Genomic DNA, 17592 nt, shown 5'->3' on the forward strand with positions numbered 1-17592 from the left:
CACCGTAAGGGTCACCGACAACGACGGCGGCTTCGACGAGCAGGTGGTCACGATCACCATCAACGGCACCAACGACGATCCGGTGATCACGGGCGTCGCCACGGGCGCCGTCACCGAGGATCTCGCCCTGTCCGCGACGGGCCAGCTGTCGCAGGATGACATCGACACCGGCAACACCCATGTCTGGACCGTGGAAGGGAGCACCGGCGATTACGGCACCCTGACCGTCGACAGCACCGGCCAGTGGCACTATGCGCTGGACAACACCCACCCCGATGTGCAGGCGCTGCCCCTCGGAGGCACCCTGACCGAAGAGATCACCGTAAGGGTCACCGACAACGACGGCGGCTTCGACGAGCAGGTGGTCACGATCACCATCAACGGCACCAACGACGTGCCCGAGATCTCGGCCGGGTCGGACCTTTCGGCGACGATCACGGAACTGGCCGACGGCGATCCGGCGGAAAACACGCTGGACCACGTCGAGACCGGGACGCTTCAGGTCTCGGGTCTGGACGCGACGGACACCCACACGGTCACCGCCGCGCCGCAGGGCGCGGGCTACCTGGGCACCTTCACACCGGGCGGGCTCGACCCTGTCACCGGAGAGGTCACCTGGACCTTCACGGTGAACGATGCCGATCTCGATACGCTGCCCGCCGGCACGGTCCTGACGCAGGACTACGAGGTCACGGTCGAGGATTCGCTGGGCGCCTCTCACACCGTGACGGTCACCGTCACGATCAACGGCAGCAACGACCGGCCGGATGCGCAGGACGACGCGACGCTGGTCGTCGCGGGCGCCGATGCGGTGCTGGACGTCGTGGCCAATGACAGCGACGTCGACAGCGGCGAAACCGCCACCCTGACCGTGACCGAGGTGGACGGCCAGGCCATCACCGCCGGCGGCAGCATCACCCTCAGCGGTGGCCGCGGGACGGTCTCGATGGCGGCGGACGGCACGCTGACCTTCGTGCCGGGCCCCAATGCGCCAGCCGAACTGATCCTGCCCTACACCGTCGACGATGGCAGCGGCACCGCCAATGCCACCACAACCGCGGACTGGGTGATCAACAGCGCCAGCGTCGACATCACCGACGATGCCAGCCCCGCCGGTGCCACACTTCCCGACAACGTGCTGTCCTCGGTGGACGATCTGACCCAGGTTGCGATCGACGGACAGGCGGCGGTCGGCGGACAGATCACCGGCCTGACCATCTCTGACGGCACGAACAGCGTGACCGTTCCCGTGGGCAGCATCGTGGTGCAGCCCGATGGCTCTTATTCCGTGACCGCCGATCTGAGCGGGCTGGACGACGGCACGCTGACCGTGACCGCCGATGTCGAGGACGCCGCCGGCAATACCGTGACGACGACCGACAGCATCCTGAAGGACACCGTCACGACCGTGACCATCGATCCGGTCCTGGTGGAAGACGGCGTCGCGCCGGTGATCACCGGCACCGGTGAGCCGGGCGCAAGCGTCACGCTGGACGTGGACGGCACGCCGTATTCCGCGACGGTCCAGCCCGACGGCACCTGGAGCGTGCCCCTGCCCGGGCCGCTGGCCACGGGTGAAACGGTGCTGTCCGCCAGCGCGGTCGATGCCTATGGCAACACCGACACGGACGGTCGCACCGTGACCGGGCTGGAGATCTCCGATACGGTCCCCGGACAACCCGAGGATATCCTCGTCGCGGAATCCGGCCTGACCGGCGGCACCGCCGAGGGGACAGGCACCGACACCACCAGCGCGACCTTCGTTCTGGGCACAAGCGCATCGCCGCTTGCCTCGATCGTGATCGGCGGCACGGTTTCGGGCGGCGCCCTGAGCGGCGGCACGACCGTGACGCTGGCCGAGCTGCAGAATGCGGCGACCACGCCGGTCGATGTGGCGACGCAATACGGCACGCTCAGCATCACCGGGTACGATGCGGCAACCGGCGAGATCAGCTACAGCTACACGCTGTCCGGCAACACCGGGGATCACAGCGACAGCGCCGCCAATGACATCCTGCGCGAGACGATCCAGATTGCCGCCGTCGAAAGCGATGGCGACATCCGGGTCGATCGCATTGTCGCCGGTATCGAGGACGATGCCCCCGCTGCACCCCAGGCGGATACAGCGGTCACCGTGGTCGAAGGCGGTTCCCGTGTCGGCTCTGCGAATGGTGGCGACAACCTGCTGGCCAACGACACGCTGGGCGCCGATGGCGGCCGGGTGCACGAGATCACCTATACCGACGCCGGCGGCAATTCCGCGTCGGTCCTGATCCCCCAGGGCGGCACGGAACTCGTCATCACGCAATACGGCTCTCTGACCGTCTCCAGCGATGGCTCCTGGTCCTACGCGCCCGATAGCAGCGCCGATCACGTCAAGCCGACAAACGACACCGAGCTGCGGGACGATTTCAGCTATACCACCATCGATGCCGATGGCGACGTCTCGCCGGGCTCTGCGACCCAGGAGATCACCGTGACCGATACGGTTCCGGTTCTGGGGGTGCCGCAGGACGTAAACATCGACGAAGCCAACCTGGCCAGCGGCAGCGCCCCGGATGCGGCTCTGCGCGAGGTCAGCGGCACGCTTAACCTGACCCCCGGGCAGGACGACGTGACCGTGACTTTCGGCACCGTCGGGCTGCCCGGCGGGCTGAGCTCGGGCGGCGTGCCCCTTGTCTTGATGCTTTCCGCCGACGACCAGACCCTGATCGCGACCAAGGGGAACGGAGGGGAGCCCGTCTTTGTCGTGACCCTGACGGACCCGACTTCGGCAGCAGCAGGATATACCTTCGAACTGCTGCGTCCGCTTGATCACAACGGCGATGCAGAAATCGAGCTGACCTTCGGCGTCCGGGCCCGGGACAGCGATGGCGACACCGCAAACTCCGCTATCACGATCACCGTGGCAGACGATGCACCCGTCGCAACGCTGGTGGTGGACGTTGTCGAGGACAGCCAGGCAGGCGATACCGACAACAGCTTTACCCTGTCGGCGGATATGACAGCGACGAACACGATCGTGACCCACGGCGGCCTCGAGGCCACCCCCGTGACCCATAACGCCGACGGCAGCAGGGACCACCCCTTCGCCAACGGCACGGTGACGGTCAGTGCCACGGGTGTGATCACCTTTGTTCCTGCACCGAACTTCAGCGGCACCCAGGAGTTTGTCTTCGAGACCACCGACGATGGCGTCACGGCCTCGACGACCGTGACGATCAATGTCGCGCCGATATCCGATGCGCCGGCGCTGTCGGTTGACGCCGAGAGCATCAATGTGGCGGAGGACACCGCCGTGCCGCTGGGGCTGAACGCCCCTGTCATCACCGATAACGGCATGGGAGCCGGCAACAACCTGGAAACCGAGGGGATTGGCCTGATCACCCTGTCCGGCTTTCCCGAAGGCACAATCCTGTCTTGGGGGGGCGGCAGCCTGACCGTCGACGCCAGTGGCTCTGTGAGCATCGCTTTGAGCGATGTGTATCCCGTCACCGGGACGTCGGCGGCTGCCGATCAGGTCATGACCAGCGCCGAGTTCGAGGCCTTGACGGTCACACCGCCCGAGCACGCCTCGGAGAACTTCGAGGTATCCTACGAAGTGACCAGCTACGAGCTGGACAGCAGTGGCGGGATTATGCCCGGCGTGCCCGGGGCCACCAGCACGGAAACCGTGACGGTCTATGTCGAGGCGGTGACCGATCCGGTTACCCTTGAATTCAACGCCGCCGATCCCGCGACCGTCGACAAGGCCGACGCCATTGTCTATACTGGCACCGACCAGGCCGAGCTGACCCTGAAAGAGGACACCACGGTCGACATTTCGGCCATCCTCGCCTCCAGCTTCGCCGATCTCGACGGCAGCGAGGTCCGGTCCTTCACCATCACCAACGGCTCGGACAAGGACATCGTCGTCAACGGCACCACGGTCGCGGCGGGCGGCAGCATCGACATTCCCGCCCCGGGTCTGTCGACCGATCCGACCGCCCTGCCGACCATCGAGATCGGCGGAAGCCCCGACTTCAGCGGTGAGATCAACGGGATCACGGTCACCCTGAACGGGCAGGACACCGATGCCGACGGCCACTGGAATGGCAGCGCACCTGAGGATGGCACCACCAGCGGACCGGTAAGCGACAGCGTCACCCTGGACCTGAACGTGACGCCGGTCGCGGGCGACGTGGAGATCCCGGACGCAGAAGGCGACGAGGACAGCCCCATCGCCTTCCTTGCCGGGCTCACCCTGACGGACACAAGCCCCTTGACACAGGCCGGAGGACAGGAGTTCATCCGCGAGGTGTCCTTCGACATTCCCCCGGGTTGGGACCTGGGGCCACTGCCGGCGCTGCCGCCCGGACTTACCTTCGATCAGTCCGGCGCGACGATAACAATCGGCGTGATGCCGGGTCTGCCGAATGTACTCGAAACCTATCTCGATTCCTTCACCCTTGTGGCGCCTGCCCATGACAGCAGCGATGTGACCATTCCTGTCACCGTCACGAGCCAGGACAGAGCCTGGATCGACGGTGCGACGGTCCAGGATGACCAAACCGTCGTTCACAACGTAACCGTCACGGTGAACCCGGTGGCCGAGACCGTCGGCACCGACACCGATGGTGACGGTGTGGATGACCTGACCATGAACGGTGACTTCAACTACACCACCCCGGGCGAAGAGGATGTCTGGTTCGATCTGAACAGCGACGGGTTCGACCTCGGCGCCGATTGGAGCAATCAGGACAGCGGCGAGCAGACCTTCGCCCGGCTGACGCCCGAGCTGATCCATGGCGACGGGTCGCAGGCCGATGCCATCGGCTCTCAGTTCCAGTGGTTCGACGGATCGACGTGGCATCAGGCCGTCTTCGACGGCACGCCGGTCGATGTGCCGATGGAATACCTCGACACCCTGCAGTTCCGCGCCGCCGAGAACTTCTCGGGGCAGTTCCAGATCGGGGTGCAGGCCTATACCGTCGACCCCGACGACGATGGCACCGGCTCGACGGTCGAGGCGACCAGCGGTCAGTCCTACCTGACCAATATCCTGATCTCGCCTGCCGCCGATGAGGTGACGATGTCGCTGACGGCGCGCGCCCAGGGCTACGAGGATACCGATATCCCGCTGGTGATCCGCCCGCGCAGTTCGGATCCCTCCGAGACCTTCAACGTCACAATCGCGGATATCCCCGCAGGGGCGACGCTGACCTATGACGGCCAGCCCGTGACGGTGACCGGAGGCGTCGCGACTTTCGTCGACTTCGATCCCGCGCTGCCGCTCATTCTGACGCCGCCGCCGCACAGCAACGTCGACTTCACGCTCAACATCAGCGCGCAGAGCGTCGACCGGCTGGATGTCGGCGGAACCATTCACGAGGACGTTTCGGCGCCGATCACGCTGCCGATGGAAATCCACATGAAGGGCGTCGCGGACGAAGCCGACGTGACCTTGACCTCGCAGAGCTATGTCGAGGCGGAACTGGACAGCGAGACCGATACCGTCATGCTGGGCGACATGGTTTCCGTCAGCTCGCCGGACACCGACGGATCCGAGAGGCTGACCCTTCAGGTCACCGGGCTGCCCGAAGGTTTCGACCTGAGCCAGGGCACCCTGCTGACCGGCCCGGACAAGACCGGTGCAGACCGGGTTTGGATCCTGCAGGAAAGCCAGATCGGCAGCACCGAGATCACCGTTCCGAAGAACTTCTCGGGACTGGTCGAGTTTGCCGTGGTGCCCGTCACGACAGAAAACGACGGGGATTCCCGAACCGGCTCGCCGACCCCGATCCGCTTCGTGGTAAGCCCCTCGCCCGAGGCGACGATCACCACACAGACCGAGATCGTCGAGGATGTCCGGCAGCCTCTCGACCTTGGGATCGTGCATCAGAACGGCGATACCGATGAGATGATCAGCGGCCTGCGGATCAACATTGACCACGTCGAGAGCGGCGATTTCACGCTGTATCTGGGTGCGCCCGGTTCCGAGGTGCCGCTTTTGATGGCCGGTCTTCCGGTCGTCTCCATTGGCGGCGTCGAGTACTACGAACTGAACGGCACCCAGGTGGGTCAGCTTTCGGTACAGGGTGGCGCGCATCTGGATGGATCGCTTGGCGGTTTCGACCTGCAGTACCAGATCACCGATCCGGGCGACGGAAACGTTCTGCCGGTCACCGGCGACTGGACCGACGGACGGTTCGAGCTGACCGCCACGCCGGTCAGCGACGCGCCTGCGCTGACAATCGACAGCATCGACTCGGTGCCGGGCGACCGCGTGACCGTTGACACCAGCGGCGAGCAGGTGACCGTCACCCTGAACATCGCCAACCCCGATCATGACGGCAGCGAGCACCTCGTGCGCGTGATCCTGGAGGACGTGCCCGAGGGCGTATCCGTCGAGGGCGGCCAACTGCTTGGCGGCGGAACATGGCTGCTGACCTACGAGGGCACCGACGCACTGCCGATCAACGCGGCGGGCGGGCTCGACCTGGATGTCACCTTCACCGTGGGCTATGGCGCAGTCGGGCTGACCGACGCGCCGATCTCGGTCACGGTGCAGACCCAGGATCGCGGCGACCTCGCGGGATCGGCGACCGATGTCCTGTCCGATACGGCGCAGTGGTTCCTGACCACCACCTTCCCGCCGGGCACCGTGGCACCGCCTGCCACGATCGAGACCTGGGAATACACCGGTGCAGAGGCAACCGAGGACGTCAGCTTTGTGCTGTCCGACATGGTCAATGCAGAGGTCACGGCCTGGACCACCAGCCCGAACATCCTGACGGTCACCATCGTCGACCTGCCCGCGGGAACGCAGGTGGAAGGCATGGTGCGCTCGGTGATCGATGGCCAGGAGGTCTGGACCGCATCGGTGACGACCGCATCGGGCGACGACGCTGCCACCGTCCAGGCAAAGCTGGATGCGCTTATGGACAGCATCGAGATCACGACGCCGCAGGATGGCAACGGCAACAACCTTGCCGAGCCCTTCGAACTCAACGCCACGCTGACCACCGCCGTGGCCGGTGGTGGCCGGTCCGAGACCGCGACCATCGTGCCCCCGGTTCCGGTGAACCCGGTGACCGACAAGGCCGTGATCGACATCGTGCTCGACCCGTCGGATCCTGACGGCAAGGTGACCGAAAGCGATACCGAGATCCCGCTGACGATCACCGTCACGAACCCGGCCGATGGCAGTGCGGGATCCACCGTCACCGGCGATCTCTATCTGCAGATCGGCGGGACGAGCGGACTGGAAAACGGCACGCTGACGCAGGGTGGCACGGTTCTGGTTCCGCAAACCGTCACCGGCGTCGATGGCATCCCCGACGGCACCTATTACGTCGTCCCGGGCGTTGCGATGAACGGGCCGCAGGATCTGGTGTTCACGCCCGACAGCATGGTCACCGGGGATCTCACCGTCGACGCCTGGATCAGCAACATCGAGACCGGCAGCGTCCCGACGATCTCGACCGGCACGGCAACCCTGCCTGTCGAGCTGAGCAACGATGGCGTCACGCTTGCCCCGACCGGCCCGCTGGGCGGTGACGAGGCGGCAGAGCCCAGCACCAGTGCGCTGATCGACCTCGACCTGACGCTTGCCCTGAACGACGCGGACGGGTCCGAGCAGATCTTCACGGTTCTGTTGTCGAGCCTGCCCGACGGGTTCCTGCTGTATACCGGCAGCAGCGCGAGCGATGCGAGCCTTGCCGACATGGCGGTCAACGCCGGCGGTTCGGGCGGTGTCAACACCTGGGTTCTGGCCAGCGGCGGCTCCGCTCTTCCGCCCTATGTCGGCATCCTGCCGCCGCAGAACTGGAGTGGCACACTGGAAGACCTCGCACTTGTGGTGAAGTCGGGCGAAACCACGCTGTCCGAGTCCCGCGTGGATATCCTGCCGATCGGCGATATCACGGTCGCCCCGGTGGCCAACGGCCTGACGATGACGGGGACGAATTCCTTCGGTCAGGAAGGGACCATCGTGTCGCTGAACCTCAACGCCTCCATGGTCGATTCCGAGGATGCCTCGGTGACCGCGGCAGCGGATGAAAGCATCGAGACGACGACGCTTGAAATCAAGGGTCTGGGCGAGTTCGCGTCCTTCTACACGGGCACGACACCGCTGGTCTCGGGCATCAGCTACGATGCCGCCAGCGACACCTATACCCTGACCGGGCTGAGCCAGACCGATCTGGACAACCTCGGGTTCGTTCAGGCGCGCGACGCACTGACCGATCAGGACAGCGGCACAGCCGGCGTTCAGATCGACGTGACCGCGCATACGGTGGAAAGCGGCGATGCAGGTGCGGTTTCGGCCGACACAGGCACCACCCTTACGGTGAACCTGGGTCAGCAGTTGCCGACCACGGGCGACAACAGCCTGATCTGGACCGGCTCTGCCATCAACGGCAAGGCGGGCGAGGACACGGTGCATCTGCGTGGCGGCGAAAGCCTGACCGGGGCGGAGCTCGGCACACAGCTGAGCAATGTCGAAACGCTCGACCTTGGCGTCGCGGGGTCCAACGCGATCACCGATCTGACGCCCGAGCAGGTGCGCGCCATGACCGATGGCGACAACCTGCTGACGGTGCGGGGATCGGCAGAGGACACGCTGTCGCTGTCCGGCGACTGGACCGACAATGGCGACGGGACCTTCACCGGCACCAGCGCGGGCGAACCGGACGTGACGCTCACCGTCGAGGACGTGACGGTCTCGCCGCTGCCCAGCTCCTTCGCCGCGGCGTCGATGATGTCCTTCGGGTTCGGTGGCGGCGCGGAAGGCTTCGGCCTTGCCTCGCTCGACGAGGGCAAGCTGGCCGACCGGCCCGACGAAGAGCCCGAGACGCTGCGCCTTGACGATCTGATGGCACCGGTGCGGGAGGAAGAAGACCTGACCGCCGGTCTGCCCGAAGAGAGATCGGATGACGGCGCGCAGCCGCAAGGCGACGATGTCCTGATCGGACAGCCGGTGCCGGGCCGCGTTCTGGAGGACGAGCTTCAGTCCGGCGCCTACGAGGTGTGACGCCGTGACCGTCGAAAGGCGCATAACCCGCCCGGAAACGGGCGGGTCCACCGCGCACAGGGGGTGGACGGAGGCCGTATTGCGCATCGCCGCGCATTACGGCATTGCCGTCTCTCCCGAACGTGTCCGGCTGGACCTTGCCTGGTCCGCGGATGCGGACCGGCTGCGGGTTCTGGCACGCTCTGCGGGGCTTTCGATCCGCGCACCCGACATTCGGCCCGAGGCGATCTCGACCCTGCGCCTGCCCCTGCTGGTCGAGTTCGACAATGGCGAGATCGGCGTCGTCGAACGGGAAACCGCCGATGGCTTCGGGATTGCGCTCGCAGGCGAGAAAGGACTGGAAACGCCGGTTTCCCGCGCGGAGCTGACAGGGCGACTGCGGCGCCTCTTCGTGCTGCGCCCGCTTTCGGCCCGGCCCGACCGGCGCATCGACGACTATATCGCGCCCTGGCGTCCCGACTGGCTGCGCAGCATCGCCCTGGCCGACCTTGCGCCCTACCGGGCGGTCATGGTCGCCTCGCTGGTCACCAACGTGCTGGCGCTGGCCGGGATCATCTTTTCGATGCAGGTCTACGACCGCGTCATTCCCAGCCAGTCGATGAATACGCTCTGGGTGCTGTTTGCCGGGGTCATGCTGGCCTCGTTCTTCGGCCTGTTGATGCGCCTTGCGCGCGGACGCATCACCGACGAGGCGGGCAAGGCCGCCGACCTGCGCATCTCGGACAGGGTGTTCGGCCATGCGCTGCGGGTGCGCAATTCCGCCCGCCCCCGGTCGACCGGGACGTTCATCTCGCAGGTCCGCGAACTGGAACACGTGCGCGAGATGATGACCTCGACCACCGTATCGGCGGTGGCCGATGTGCCGTTCTTCCTGCTGTTCTGCGCGCTGTTCTATGCCATCGTCGGCGGGCTTGTCTGGATTCCGCTGGCCGCCGTGGTCCTGATGGTGGCGCCCGGGCTTCTGGCCCAGAAGCGCCTGCGCCGCCTGGCCGAGGCCAATACCCGCGAAAGCGCGCTGCGCAGCGCCATGCTGGTCGAGGCGATCCAGGGGATCGACGACATCAAGTCGCTGCAGGCCGAAACCCGGTTCCAGAACCTGTGGAACCACTACAACGAGACCACCGCCGGGTCGTCGATGCAACTGCGCGACCTTGTGAACAGCCTGTCGTCCTGGGCGCAGGCGGTGCAGGGCGCGGTCTTCGCGGTGGTGGTCTTCTTCGGGGCGCCAATGGTCATGGCGGGCGATCTGAGCACCGGCGCGCTGGTCGCGGCCTCGATCCTGTCGTCGCGGATGCTGGCGCCGCTGACCTCTGTCACCCAGATCCTGAACCGCTGGCAACAGGCCCGGGTCGCCCGCCAGGCGCTGGATCAGCTGATGGCCCTGCCGGTCGATACCGCCCCGCAGGAACAGCGCATCCACAAGCCGGTGATCCAGGGCGATTTTGCCCTGAAGGACGCGGTCTTCGGCCATGATCCGCAGACCCCGATCCTGAAGGTCGAGCGGATACGGATCGCACCCGGCGAGCGCATCGCCATTCTGGGGCGCAACGGCGCCGGCAAATCGACGCTGCTGTCGGGGCTCGCCGGGCTGCTCGAACCCATGGCTGGTGAAATCCGCGTCGACGACGTGGTGATGGGATTGATCGATCCCAACGACCTGCGCCGCGACGTTGCGCTGCTGGCTCAGGGCGCGCGGCTGTTCCATGGCACGCTGCGCGAGAACCTGACGCTGGGAGCGCCGGATGCCACCGACGCGGCAATCATGGACATGCTGCGCCGCATGAGCCTTGTCGATTTCGTCGAGCGGCTGCCCGACGGGCTGGACCATCTGGTGCAGGAAGGCGGCCTTGGCCTGTCCGGCGGCCAGAAGCAGGGCCTGCTCATGGCGCGCATCCTGCTGCGCGATCCCAACGTCCTGCTGCTGGACGAACCCACCGCCGCCTTCGACGAGGTGTCCGAGGCCGCGATGATCGACATGCTGGGGCGGCTGGGGCCCGAGAAATCGGTGATCGTCGCCACCCACCGCCCGGCCATCCTGCGGATCGTCGACCGCCTGATCGTGGTCAGCAACGGGCGCATCGCCATGGACGGCCCGAAGGACAAGGTGCTGGCGCAATTGCGCGGCGGCGAGGCCGCGGCATGACGGATCTGTCCTTCATCGAGGAACGCCCCACGGCCCGGGCCGAACGCCGGCTGGTCTGGCTGGTCTTCGTCATGCTGGCGCTGTTCCTGGGCTGGGCCTGGTATTTTCCGCTGGTCGAGGTCTCGCGCGGTCAGGGCACGGTTGTGCCCTCGTCGCGCGAACAGGTGATCCAGTCGCTGGAAGGGGGCATCGTCACGGCGATCTCTGTCAGAGAGGGCGATATGGTCGAGAAGGGCCAGACCATCGCCCGGCTCGACGCCACGCGTTCGGCCTCCAACGTCGAGGAAGCGGCGGCCAAGTACCACGCCGCCATCGCGGCGGCGGCGCGGCTGCGCGCAGAGCTTGACGGTCGCGAGACGGTGGATTTTCCGGTCGAACTCTCGGGGGACGACTTCGACCAGCTGCGCCGCAACGAACTGGCCCTGTTCCGTTCTCGTCGCAACAGCCTGCAAGAGGCGCTGTCGGGCCTGACCGAGGGTCTGGAACTGACCCGGCAAGAGCTTGATATCGCGGAGACCCTGCAAAAGAACGGCGCGGCCAGCCGGGTCGAGGTGATCCGCCTGCGCCGCGAGGCCGCCCAGACCGAGCTGGAGATCGCGCGCCTGCAGGCCGATGCGCGGGTTCAGGCGGGCGAGGAACTGCAGCGCGTCAACGCCGAGGCCGAGGTGCAGGCCTCGGTCATGCGCGGCCGGTCCGACCAGCTTGCACGGCTGGTGTTCCAGGCGCCGATGCGCGGCATCGTCAAGGACATCGCGGTGACGACCATCGGCGGCGTCGTTCCGCCCGGCGGCAACCTGATGACCATCGTTCCGATGGATGACAAATTGCTGATCGAGGCCCGGATTTCCCCCCGCGACATCGCCTTCATCCACCCCGGACAAGAGGCGCAGGTCAAGCTGTCGGCCTATGACTACGCGATCTTCGGCGGGCTCTCGGGCGAGGTGGTGACGATCTCGCCCAACACCGTGCGGGACGAGGTCAATCCCGATCAGGTCTATTACCGCGCCTACATCCGCACCCAAGAGGATTTCCTGACCAACGAGATCGGCACGCGCTTCCCCATCGTGCCGGGCATGATCGCCACGGTCGACATTCGCACCGGGGAAAAGACCGTCTGGCAGTATCTCGTCAAACCGTTCAACCGGGCACAGGAGGCGCTTCGTGAAAGATGAGACCGCGGGTCGCTTCGGCCCATTTCCAACACCTGACATGACCGCGAAGAGGTTCACGACATGACACGATTCGGCGGCGCGCATCGCGCCCTTCTGGCCACGGCCCTCCTGCTTGTTCTGCCCCTGGGCACCGCAACCGCACAGACGGCGAACCCGGCCCATCAGCTCGATCCGAAGGCGGGGTTCTCGTCCGAGTCCCGTCGCTACCCGGATATGAACGCGACCTATGCCCGCGAAGGCCACGAAGAGCGGATCGCGCGGATCCGCAGCGTGCAGCCGGGCATGTCGCGGCTGGACCTGCAACGGACACTTGGGCGTCCGGCGATCGGCTATCGCGACGGCTCGCTGGAGTACCACCTGTCGCTGTCCCTGACCGGGCGCGACAGGCTGATCTGCCAATACCGGGTTTTCTTCGACGATGACGGAGCGGTAGAACGCGCTGCATGGCGCCGCCCGCAATGCGCAAATCTGATCTGGGCAAGGTAAGGATACTCTCTGCATGATCCGCAATCGACGTTCTGGACAGGGAAACGCAGGACGCAGGGGTCTGGCGCTGGCCTTGTTGAGCCTGTCGCTTGCGGGCTGTGCGGCGCTGCCCGCGCCCGATGGCATGGAGGCGGCGCTGATCGAGCGCGCCGAAGGGCTTGCGCCGCTGGCTCCGGCGGAGGGCCGCGATGCCAAGAGCGCGGCGCGCAACGGGCTGTTGCTCAACCCCGCCGTTCGCGAGGCCGCCAGCCGGGTTTCCGCCAGCGCCGACGAGGTGCGGGTGCAGCGCGCGGTGCTCTTTCCGGCGCTTGGCCTGACGGCGGGCGGCGGGATCGGTGCCGCAGGCAAGGGCAAACCCGTTGCCGAGCTGACCGGGTCGCAACTGCTGTTTGACGGCGGCAAGAGCAAACGGGCCGTCAGGATTGCCGATTTCGACATGCAGATCAGCTATGTCGGCTTCCAGAAAGAGGTCGACGAGGCGCTGATCGCGCTTCTTGAAACCTATGACGACGTGCAGACGCAATCCGATCTTCTGGGCGTCTACCGCAAGCAGTTCGAGGCGCTGCAGGCGCTGGAACAGCGTGTCGCCGCCCGCGCGGCCAGCGGCGCCGTCTCTTCGACCGACGTTCTGGAAACCCGGCGGCGCCTGCAATCGGCGGCCTTTCTGGTCAACGACACCGAACTGGCGCTGGCCGAGACGCGCGACCGCCTGACCCTGCTGAGCGGTCAATCGCGCGGCGGCAGCATCGACATCGCCGCGCCCTCCTGCAAGCCGGCCGGGGCAACCGACGACGTCCTTCTGGCCCGGCTTGAACTGGGGCGCGCGCAGCTGGCACAGGAACAGGCGCAGAATGCCATGACCCCGCGTGTCGTTCTCAAACCCGTGGTGCGCGGAGAGATCGGCACCGATACGCTGCCGGTCGGCCTGAACCTCGATGTGCAGTCGGACTTGCTGAAGGGCGGTGCGCTGGGGGCCCGGGTCCGGGCGGCGGGCAATACGCTTGCGGCGGCCCGGGCGCGGGTCGAGGCGGCAGACCTCGAAGGCAGCATCGAGGAGCGCGCGCTGCTGCGGTCGCTGGCTGCCGGAAAACAGAAGCGCGCCCTGCTGCACCGCCAGATCGCGCTTTTGTCCGAAACCCGCGATCTGTACCGCAGCCAGTATCTGGATCTTGGCACGCGGCAGCTGTCCGAGCTTCTGGACAACGAAGAGGAATACTATACCCGCAAGGCGGAACTGGTGCAGTTGCGCTCCGAACTCGCCAGAAGCCAGCTGCAATGCGCGAGGCGCAGCGGGCATCTGCGTAGCACCCTCGGGCTGGAGGGCACGCGCCTCTACGGCTATCCGCTTGGGGATACTCGGTTCTGACCGTGGCCCACCCGGCAAAAGGGGGCAGTCGCCGCTGCGCGTCGGCCCGGTGACCGGGCCGATGATCCCCCGCTCCGCCCCCGGTCAGCCCAACGGCGCGGGATCGTCCAGCGCCGCCCCGGCCCCCAGCCTGCGCGAGATGTCGGCAGCCATCGCCACAAGGCGGGCGCGGCAATCCTCTGCCGAGGCGGCGGAGGTTCCCGTCAGGCGGTGCACGAAGGGGATCGTGACCGCGGCAATCACCCCGCCACGGAAATCGAAGATCGGGGCAGAGATGTTCTGCACCCCCTCGATGGTCAGCGAGGGCTGGGCGCAGTAGCCCGCCGCCCGCACGGCGGGCAGGTCATCGATGAAGGCCTTGTACTTGTCGCGCGGCTCCTGCCCGGCATCCCCGACCAGCCTTGCCAGCCTGTCCTCTTCCATCCAGGCGGCCAGCACCCGGCCCGAGGCGGTCTCGAAGATCGGGATATGCGCCCCCAGACGCACCGAGGTCACATTGTTGTCCTGACAATCCACCTGCGCAATGACCAGCACGCGGCCCGAGTGGATGATGCCGAGATGCATGGACTGGTTGACCTGATCGGCCAGCCTTTGCATGGCCTCGCCGGCGATCGAGGTCAGCCGCCGGGTCGGCGGATGCCGGTGCGCCAGCTCGAACATCCGCGTTGTCAGGTGATAGCGGTCGTCGTCCGCATAGAGATCCACGTAGCCGCGCTGCCGCAGCACCATCAGCATGCGAAAGATCTCTGACGTCGTTCGGCCCAGCTGCTTCGCGATCTCGATCTGGGTCAGCCCCTCGGCGCTGGAGGCCAGCAGTTCGAGAATATCCAGCCCCTTGGACAGGGCGGGCGCGCGGTACTTGTCGTCATCCTGCCGGACATCGGCGGTCTTGGTTTTCATTGTGCTCCTGCCCGCGAAATCGCGGCCTCTGGTCGGCGTATCTTATCTGCCTGCGCGTCGGGCTGACAACTGCCGACCCTGCCTTCTCTAAATATAAAATTTGCTTTTACTTGTGAAGCCGCGGCGCTATCCTGCCGGAAAGAGGAGGACAACCGTGGCCGAAAAACGCACGCTCAGGGGCATGACCTGGTCCGACCCGCGGGGCTACGACCCGCTGGTGGCCGCCAGCGCGGCCTTCCGGGACCGCCATCCGAATGTTCGGATCGACTGGGACAAACGCTCGCTTCAGGGGTTCGAAAGCACGCCGGTGGACGAACTGGCCGCGACCTACGATCTGATGATCATCGACCACCCGCACGTCGGCGAGGTCGTGGCCCAGAACTGCCTGCTGCCTATCGACCGCCACGGCGACCTGGCCCTGCTGGAGCAACTGGCCTCGGAGACCGTGGGCAAGAGCTTCCACAGCTATTTCTACGGCGGCCACCAGTGGGCGCTGCCGGTGGATGCCGCCTGTCAGGTGCAGGCGATCCGCCCGGACCTGTGCGACGCCCCCCTGACAGAGCTCTCCGCCGTGATCGCAGAGGCCCGCGCGGGCCGCGTGCTGCTGCCGCTGCGCCCGCCGCATGTGCTGATGTGCTTCTTCACCCTGATGGCCAACCTCGGCACGCCCTTCCCGGTCAGCCGCGAAATCGCCCTCGACCCCGCGAACGGGCGCCGCACGATGGAGGCCCTGCAGGCGCTGTCCGACGCCGTGGACCCCGCCTGCCACGGCATGGACCCGATCGCCGCGCTGGATGCGCTGGCCGATGGCGCGCGCGCCGCGATGATCCCCTTCACCTACCTCTATGCGCCCTACGCGCAGGAGAGCTATCGCCCGAACCGCCTGTCCTTCCACGACATCCCTGCGGCCGGCCTGTCGGGCCCGCTGGGCTCGGCGCTTGGCGGCACGGGGCTGGCGGTCTCGGCGCGCACGGCGCATCCCGAGCTCTGCACCGAATTCGCGCTGTGGGTCGCCTCTGCCGGGGTGCAATCGGGTCTTTACACCGCCAACAACGGCCAGCCGGGCAACGCGCTGGCCTGGGCCGACGCGGCGGTGAACGCCCGCACCGGCAATGCCTACCACCAGACCCGCATGAGCCACGAGGCCGCCTGGCTGCGGCCCCGCCACGCCGGATACATGGGGTTTCAGGAAGAGGCCTCTCACATCCTGCTCGACGCCCTGACCGGCAAGACCACGCATGACAGCGCGCTGAGCGCCCTGCATGCCCGTTTCCTCGAAAGCTTTCCCGCATGACGCTCGATCTGCCGCTCGCAGGGCTGAAGGTCCTCGATTTCTCGCAATTCCTCGCCGGTCCCTACTGCGCGCTGAAACTGGCCGACCTGGGCGCCGAGGTGGTCAAGGTGGAACGCGCCGGACAGGGCGACCTGTCGCGCTACCTCTATCTGACCGACACGAAGATCGGCGGCGAAAGCACGATCTTCCACGCCATCAACCGCAACAAGCGCTCTGTCGCGGTGGACCTGAAGTCCGGGGCCGACCGCGACCGCCTGAGCGGGCTGGTCGAGGGCGCCGACGTCATCCTGCAGAACTTCCGCCCCGGGGTCATGGACCGGCTGGGCTTTGGTTACGAGGCCGTCAAGGCGATGAACCCAAAGGTGGTCTACGGCACGGTGACCGGCTACGGCGCCACCGGGCCATGGGTCGACCTGCCGGGCCAGGATCTGCTGGCGCAGGCGCGGTCCGGCGTGATGTGGCTGTCGGGCGGGCGCGACGACGGGCCGGTGGCCATGGGCCTGCCCATCGCCGACGTGCTGGCGGGCGCGGCGCTGGCGCAGGGCGTTCTGGCGCTTCTGTACCGGCGGGCGGTGAAGGGCATCGGCGGCTATGTCGAGACCTCGCTGATCGAGGTGCTGGCCGACCTGCAATTCGAGCTTCTGACCACATGGCTGAACGATGGCCGCCGCACGCCGCTGCGCTCTGCCAACAACCCCGCACATGCCTATCTGGCCGCGCCCTACGGCGTCTACCAGACCGCCGACGGTCATGTGGCCATCGCCATGGGCAAGCTGGAGCTGCTGGCGCGGATCACCGGCCTGCCCGAGGAGATCGCCACCAGGGACGCCTTCGCCGCCCGGGACGAGATCAAGGCAGGCCTTGCCGAGCGCCTGCTGACCCGGCCCACCGAGCATTGGATGCGGGCCTTCATAGAGGCCGACATCTGGGCCGCGCCGGTGATGGACTGGGACGGCGTTCTGGACAGCGGCGTCCTGCAGACGCTTGAAATGACGCAGGAAATCGCCCGCGACGCGGTTCGGATGCAGACCACCCGTCTGCCCCTGCGCATCGACGGGCAGCGCCCGTCCTCCAGCACCGCAGCCCCGACGCTTGGCGACGCCAACGCGCTGCTGGATACCGGCTGGTAAGGAAGCCAAGGCGCCCGCAGACAGGCCCCAATAGGGCCGTCTGCGCCCGGCTCGCCTGTTCTTCAATACAGGTCAGAAACCTTGCTGG

8 protein-coding genes are annotated in these 17592 nt (G+C 66.7%); 7 read left to right on the forward strand and 1 reads right to left on the reverse strand.

Annotated features, from left to right (window positions below):
• The 5 genes from ACN5KJ_RS17350 to ACN5KJ_RS17370 all read left to right on the forward strand — a co-directional run.
• On the forward strand, positions 1-9013 hold a 9013-nt coding region (locus tag ACN5KJ_RS17350), incomplete at its 5' end, for a VCBS domain-containing protein (RefSeq protein WP_418595188.1).
• Positions 9014-9017: 4 nt separating this feature from the next.
• On the forward strand, positions 9018-11156 hold the full coding sequence (locus ACN5KJ_RS17355; protein WP_418595189.1) for a type I secretion system permease/ATPase: 2139 nt from the start codon (positions 9018-9020) through the stop codon (positions 11154-11156).
• Positions 11153-12328: an HlyD family efflux transporter periplasmic adaptor subunit gene (locus ACN5KJ_RS17360; RefSeq protein WP_418595190.1), complete on the forward strand. Its 1176-nt coding sequence runs from the start codon at positions 11153-11155 to the stop codon at positions 12326-12328. The genes ACN5KJ_RS17355 and ACN5KJ_RS17360 overlap by 4 nt, the downstream gene beginning before the upstream one ends.
• A 60-nt stretch (positions 12329-12388) precedes the next feature.
• Positions 12389-12814, forward strand: a complete 426-nt coding sequence (gene bamE / locus ACN5KJ_RS17365) for an outer membrane protein assembly factor BamE domain-containing protein (RefSeq protein WP_418595191.1) — start codon at positions 12389-12391, stop codon at positions 12812-12814.
• Positions 12815-12827: 13 nt separating this feature from the next.
• A complete protein-coding gene (locus ACN5KJ_RS17370; RefSeq protein WP_418595192.1) occupies positions 12828-14180 on the forward strand; it encodes a TolC family protein in 1353 nt (450 codons plus the stop codon).
• 84 nt (positions 14181-14264) lie between these two features.
• Here the strand turns inward: ACN5KJ_RS17370 and ACN5KJ_RS17375 are convergent, their stop codons facing one another.
• The gene (locus tag ACN5KJ_RS17375) at positions 14265-15080 is read right to left on the reverse strand and encodes an IclR family transcriptional regulator (RefSeq protein ID WP_418595193.1); all 816 of its coding nucleotides are present in this window, start codon (positions 15078-15080) and stop codon (positions 14265-14267) included.
• A 154-nt stretch (positions 15081-15234) separates the two neighbouring features.
• Between ACN5KJ_RS17375 and ACN5KJ_RS17380 the strand changes: the two genes are divergently transcribed.
• Positions 15235-16374: a carbohydrate ABC transporter substrate-binding protein gene (locus ACN5KJ_RS17380; protein WP_418595194.1), complete on the forward strand. Its 1140-nt coding sequence runs from the start codon at positions 15235-15237 to the stop codon at positions 16372-16374.
• Entirely contained in the window at positions 16371-17504 is a 1134-nt protein-coding gene (locus ACN5KJ_RS17385) for a CaiB/BaiF CoA transferase family protein (RefSeq protein ID WP_418595195.1), read from the forward strand. The genes ACN5KJ_RS17380 and ACN5KJ_RS17385 overlap by 4 nt, the downstream gene beginning before the upstream one ends.
• The last annotated feature ends 88 nt before the right edge of the window (positions 17505-17592 follow it).

The sequence above is a fragment of the Ponticoccus sp. (in: a-proteobacteria) genome (assembly GCF_048381735.1).